The sequence below is a fragment of the Milkweed yellows phytoplasma str. MW1 genome (assembly GCF_000309485.1).
GTDB lineage: Bacteria > Bacillota_I > Bacilli_A > Acholeplasmatales > Acholeplasmataceae > Phytoplasma.
Genome location: NZ_AKIL01000051.1, coordinates 1 through 5,979 on the forward strand (window position 1 = coordinate 1; position 5,979 = coordinate 5,979).

Sequence of the window (5,979 nt, forward strand, 5' to 3'; positions counted from 1 at the left end):
TTATAAATTAAATAAATATATCAGTATTTTAGAAAAGTATAATAATAATTCTAAATTTGTTTTTGATAATACAGAAGTTTCTTTCATTCGTTTGAACCACTCTATTCCGGATACTTTTGGTATTGTTTTTAAAAATAAAGATAATGTGGTTTTTTATACTGGAGATTTTAAAATCGATAACACTCCTGAAGGTCCTTTAGCAGAATATTCTAAATTATCTGATTTAGGTAAAGATGGTGTTTTATGTTTATTTTCTGATTCGACCAATTCCCAAAATGAAGGTATGATTCAGTCTGAGCACAAAATTGGTGCTACTATTAATCAACTTTTTTATAAAATAAAAGGGAGAATAGTGATTGTGACTTTTGCTTCTAACTTTTACCGTATTAAACAAATCATTGAAGCTAGTGTTTTAACTGGCAGAAAAGTGGCTATTTTTGGTAGAAGTATGGAAAAAGCAATAGAAACAGGCATGAAAAACGGTTATTTAAAAATCCCTAAATACACTATTTTAAATAACAATGATATTGAGAAATACGATGATGTGACTTTGCTTTGTACAGGCTCTCAAGGAGAACCATTAGCAGCTCTGAGTCGAATGGCTAATGGGATCCATAGACAAGTTAAATTAAACCAAAAAGATACGGTTATTTTCTCTTCTTCACCTATTCCCGGTAATCAAGATAGTATTAATAAAATCTTGGATTTACTCTTTAAAATGGATGTAGAAGTAATTGTACACGGCTTATTGATGGATACGCATACTTCAGGTCACGCTAGCCAAAATGATTTAAAATTAATGTTGAATTTAATTAAACCGAAATATTTTATTCCCGTTCATGGCGAACATGTGATGTTAATTCATCATAAAAAATTAGCGATTGAATGTGGTGTAGAACCGGGTAATATTTTAATTTTAGATAATGGCGATGTGGCAGGTATTAGCCAAGAAAAAACTCAATTAATCGGTCGTATCCCTTCGGATAATATTTATATTGATGGTTCGGGCGTAGAAGATGTGGGCAACCTGATTTTAAAAGAAAGAAGAATTTTAAACGAAGAAGGATTGCTCTCAGTTGTTATTAGTATCGATTTAAAACAAAAGAAAGTTCTTAACTTTCCGATGATTGTTTCGCGCGGTTTTATTTATATGAAAACTAATCAAGAATTAATTAAAAAATTATCTTCTGATGTTAAAAAAATGGTGCAAAATTTATTACGCTTAGATAAAGTCAATAAAAGCTATTTGAAAAAATCTGTGATTGATTTTATTACTCCAAGGATTTATGAATCTACCTTAAGAAATCCGATTATTATTCCGATTTTTTTAACGGTTTAAAGTGATTAAAAGATCTTAATCTTCAAAACAAAAAGATAAATTATTTCTTTTATTTTGTTAAGATTAAGTTTTTCTAATTTAAAATATAAGTATTGAAAATAAAGAAAATAAAAAATTTGCAAAAAAAAGTTTTTTTAAAATAATTAAAAGGAGATAATAAAAATAAAATGAGTGCAAAAAAAAATAATCAATGTCACCTTGTAACAGATAATGCAACTGTAGAAGTTAAAGTGAGATACGTTAAACAAAATAATAAAAACGTAAGAGAATGGTATACTAATAATTTAAAAATTAATTATGATGGTAAAAATTATTCTTTTGATGAAGTAGTTTTAGTTTTCGGTCATATTGATAGTGATAATCCTGAGTTTTTCTTACAACCTGGTCAAAAAGTTAAAGTTTTAGGCGGAAAGATAAGCTCTCTTGATACATCAGTTAAAAACAATGTTTTAACAATCGATAAATTCCAACAGTTAAGCGACCAAACGCAAAAATAATTAAGATTCTTGTTTTTTTGTTAATAGATATTTTCTTACGAAATAAGATTAAATTGGTTTTTAAAATAGTAAATTTGTTTAAGTTAATATTTGGTTTAATAATGTAAACTCCCATAAAATCATTTATTAATTTTAAAAGTAGTAATAGAGAATTTCTTTTTATTTTAAAAAAATTTTAAAGGTTAAAAAAGAAAATATGCCAGAATTGCCAGAAGTCGAAATCATTATTCGCCATTTACATAAAAAATTGGTTAACCGCACTATTAAAGGTATAAAAGTTTTTTATGAACCTATTGTACAAAATATTGCTCGTTTTAACCAAATGTTAAACCAAACTTTTTTAGACGTTCAAAGAAAAGGTAAATATTTGCTTTTTTTCTTAAGTGATGATTGGGTGCTTGTAGGACATTTACGAATGGAAGGTAAATTATATTTAAAATCTCAAAAAGATTGTCTAAAAACAGGAAAACATGAGTATTTTCGTCTTCTTTTAGATAATGATATGGTGTTGCAATATTATGATTTTCGTAAATTTGGGCGTTTTTTATTATTTAAAAAAGATCGTTATTTAGAAGAAAGCAAATTAGAGTGTTTAGCTCTAGATCCTTTTTTAATCAATCCAAAGGCTTTTTATGATCGTTTGCAAAAAACACGTGTCGCGATTAAGAAGGTTTTGTTAAACCAACAAATTATTTCCGGGATTGGCAATATTTATGCTAACGAAATTTTATTTGCTGCGCGGTTACATCCAGAAACTAAAGCAACCTATCTTAATTTTGCTCAAACACAATTAATTTTAACTAAAGCGCAATTTATTTTAGAAGAATCTATTGTTTTGGGTGGGACTACTATTAGTACTTTCAATGCTTTAGGGCAAACGGGTTCTTTTCAAAATAAGCTCTTAGTGCATGGCAAAGATGAGCAAAATTGTGTAGTTTGTCAAAATAAAATTGAAAAAAGACAAATAGGCGGGCGTGGTTCTTATTTTTGTTCTCATTGTCAACCCATGATAACTAAAAAAGATTAAATTATTTAAAAAATATTTTTTAAAGGAGATTCATAGTGTTTGCTTTACAAAATTTTAACGTTCATAATCGCAATATCTTATCTCATGAAGAACAAAAAATTTTAACTTTATTGTATCAGCCTTTAATAGGAACAGACGCTATAGGCCTTTATTACGCTTTATCTTTTTTCAATTCTAATGATCTGGAGGGGACTAATTTGATTCATCAATTTTTATTGGATTTATTAAACATTGATGAAAAAACTTTTGTCCAATTTAAAGACAAACTAGAAGCAGTGGATTTGTTAACGACTTATGAAAATAAAAAAAAAGAGAATCTTTATGTTCTTAATCCTCCTTTAAGCGCGGTTTTATTTTTTCAAGATCCTCTTTTGAGTCAATTCTTATTAAGTGAGGTCGGCGAACATATTTATTTCTCTTTGGAAAAGATATTACTGCCAGAAACTTCCTTAAATTTAACGACTTATCAAAACGTAAGTAAACATTTTGCTGATGTTTATCATTTTGAAAAAATGAATCCTCAAGAAACTTTAAATAGTTTTAAATATAATAATGAACAAAAAAAACAAACTACTGTATTACAAAAATATTTTAATTATGAATCTTTTTTAAACCATTTATCGGAAAGATTTAAAAAACCTTTTTTATTGGAATGGCAAAACATGGATTATATTATTAAATTAGCTTTCGCGTATGCTTTAACACCTGAAGAAATGGCTGCTTTATACCAAGAAAGCTTTCGCAATAATTATGAAGATGATCTAGATTTAAACCATTTAAGAAATAGTTTAAATCTTAAGTTTTCGCAAAGTAATGCTAAAATTAAAACTTTAAGCAATAAAAATTTAAATACGGAAACCAACGAAATGATTCTTTATTTGAAAAATTCTCACCCCCATAGGATTATTAAGAATTTTAGTAAAAATAAACGTTTTGGTGCTGATTTGTATGATACTGTATTTTTGTTGTTGAAAAAAACAGAGGTCGAAATTGGAGTTATTAACGCTTTAATTATGTATGTTTGTAAGATAAAAGCTCATAAAGATGATTCTTTTATTTCTTATAATTATTTTGACACAATTTTAAAATCTTGGACTAAAAAAGGGATTATAACTACCGAGACGGCTTATGATTACCTTATGGAAGAAAACGTCTTTAAAACTAGAAAAAAAGACAATAAAAACAGTCCTGCTTGGTTAGATAATTTCAAAAAAGAATTAGGATTTAAAAATTAAAAGGTGTAATGATGGTTTTATTAAATAAAAAATATTTAGATGAAATGAAAGAAGTTATCTCTAACGATCCGGAGACTAAAAACTTAAAAGTAGAAGATAAAGATGTAATCATGGTTTTTAATTATCTACAAAATAAGCATAAAGATCACAGGTTTGGTTATAAACAAGTTTTAAAAACTAAACCTTATCTGCATATTATGTTACAAGAGACAACTGCAACCAAACATATCGATTTAAAAAATAACTTAGAACAAAATAATATTTTATTTAACCAAGATTTAAAACTAGAAGAAGTTGATTTAAATGCTTTTCAAATTAATAATTTAGTGCAAGAAAAAATTTTGCAAAAAACTAAAGAGATTATAAGGTCTTTTGATCGTGTTAAAACAGGCTTTTATCTTCATGGACATTTTGGGACAGGAAAAACTTTCCTTCTTAAAGCTTTAACCAAAGAATTAATCCATAAAAATATCTCTGTTTTATTTATTTTTATGCCTGATTTAGCCCGTCAATTTAAAACTACTTGGTATAGCGATCTCTTAGAAAAAAAAATTTATTATTTGAAAAAAGTGCCTTGCTTAATTTTAGATGATATAGGTTCTGAAAACATGACTTACTATTTTAGAGATGATGTTTTACTGCCTTTATTATATTATCGTTTCGAACATAAATTGCCCACTTTTTTTAGTAGTAATTTTGATTTAGAAGATTTATTTAATTATTTTAAATCTTTTCAAGATTTCAATAGTGAAATCAAAGCTTATAAAATAGTTAACCTTATTAAAAAAAACACCTCTATTTATAACTTTTCGGCTTTAAACAAAGAGATTTAAAAGAACTTTCTTTCTTTTTTATGATAAAATAAATATTTTCCATAATTAAAATAATTTCCATAATATAATAAAAAAACCTCTTTTTTAAGAGGTTTTTTTATTATATTAAAAAGAGGGATTTTTAATGATTAAACTAGTTTATTAGCTTTGAAAAAGTCATATAATTGGTTTTTTTCAATACTAGGAGCGACTAATTGAGCGTTTTGCAATACTTCTTTGTATTTAGTATTACCCATCGCGATGCCTATGTCTGCTAGTTTTAACATTTCAATATCATTGTGTCCATCGCCAATACAAACCACTTGGCAATCAGGATATAATTTTTTAATTTTTTTAATTCCGGAAGCTTTGTTGAAATAACGATACACTAAATCGCTTCTTTCTGGACGAGAAAAATAAGGTTTTAAAACTTCTATTTCTTGACATAATTTATCTACTACAGTATTATCTTCATGAAAAGCCCACATTTGGTAAACATCATAATCTAATTTTTCAACATGGAAATTTTCGTTAACATTTATTTGTTGGCCTTCTTTAATAATTCATTTTCTTTTGCCGTCGGTTTCGATTAATTTTGCCACTTCAGAATTAATCACAACAATCTCTCTTTTATCTAAACCAATAATACCTAAGCCAATAGAATACTCTTTCCCTTTATTAATGATTTTCTTTAATAATTCTTTGGAAAGTTTTTGTTCGTAGATATTTTTTTGATCGGCGATAATATAACTACCATTCATTAACACTAAATTTTCAAAAAGAGGCAATAAATCGCCTAAATTCGATATTCCTCCGCGACTTATACCTGTTGCTATTCCTAATTTAACATTAGGTTCTTTCGCTAAAGCTTGAATCAATTGGCGAGTTTGAGGGTGGATAACATACTCTCTAGTTATTAAAGTGCCATCAATATCAAAAAAAAATATTTTTTTCATTAAAAAAAACCTCACTTTTATTTTTATTTAATTGTTTTAAAAAGGAATTTAAAAAATATAGCGCTTCTTCAAGAGAAAGAGAATCATTCTTTTTGATATTTTAAGGAAATAAA

General features: G+C 26.8%; 5 protein-coding genes and 1 pseudogene. 5 read left to right on the forward strand and 1 reads right to left on the reverse strand.

Features of this window, described 5'->3' with window-relative positions:
- From RI76_RS01215 to RI76_RS01235, 5 genes are all read left to right on the forward strand, one after another.
- Positions 1-1,339: ribonuclease J (locus tag RI76_RS01215; RefSeq protein ID WP_017192317.1), on the forward strand; the 1,339-nt coding region annotated here is incomplete at its 5' end.
- A 167-nt stretch (positions 1,340-1,506) separates the two neighbouring features.
- Positions 1,507-1,836 carry a hypothetical protein gene (locus RI76_RS01220; protein WP_017192318.1) on the forward strand — a complete coding sequence of 110 codons (330 nt, stop codon included), beginning with the start codon at positions 1,507-1,509 and terminating at the stop codon, positions 1,834-1,836.
- A 196-nt stretch (positions 1,837-2,032) separates the two neighbouring features.
- Positions 2,033-2,863, forward strand: coding sequence for a DNA-formamidopyrimidine glycosylase (gene mutM / locus RI76_RS01225; RefSeq protein ID WP_017192319.1), 831 nt, complete (start codon positions 2,033-2,035; stop codon positions 2,861-2,863).
- Between the two features lie 35 nt (positions 2,864-2,898).
- Positions 2,899-4,098, forward strand: coding sequence for a DnaD domain protein (locus tag RI76_RS01230; RefSeq protein ID WP_017192320.1), 1,200 nt, complete (start codon positions 2,899-2,901; stop codon positions 4,096-4,098).
- 11 nt (positions 4,099-4,109) lie between these two features.
- Positions 4,110-4,931, forward strand: a complete 822-nt coding sequence (locus RI76_RS01235) for an ATP-binding protein (protein WP_017192321.1) — start codon at positions 4,110-4,112, stop codon at positions 4,929-4,931.
- 128 nt (positions 4,932-5,059) lie between these two features.
- Here the strand turns inward: RI76_RS01235 and RI76_RS01240 are convergent.
- Positions 5,060-5,866, reverse strand: a pseudogene (locus RI76_RS01240) (HAD-IIB family hydrolase).
- Positions 5,867-5,979: the final 113 nt, after the last annotated feature.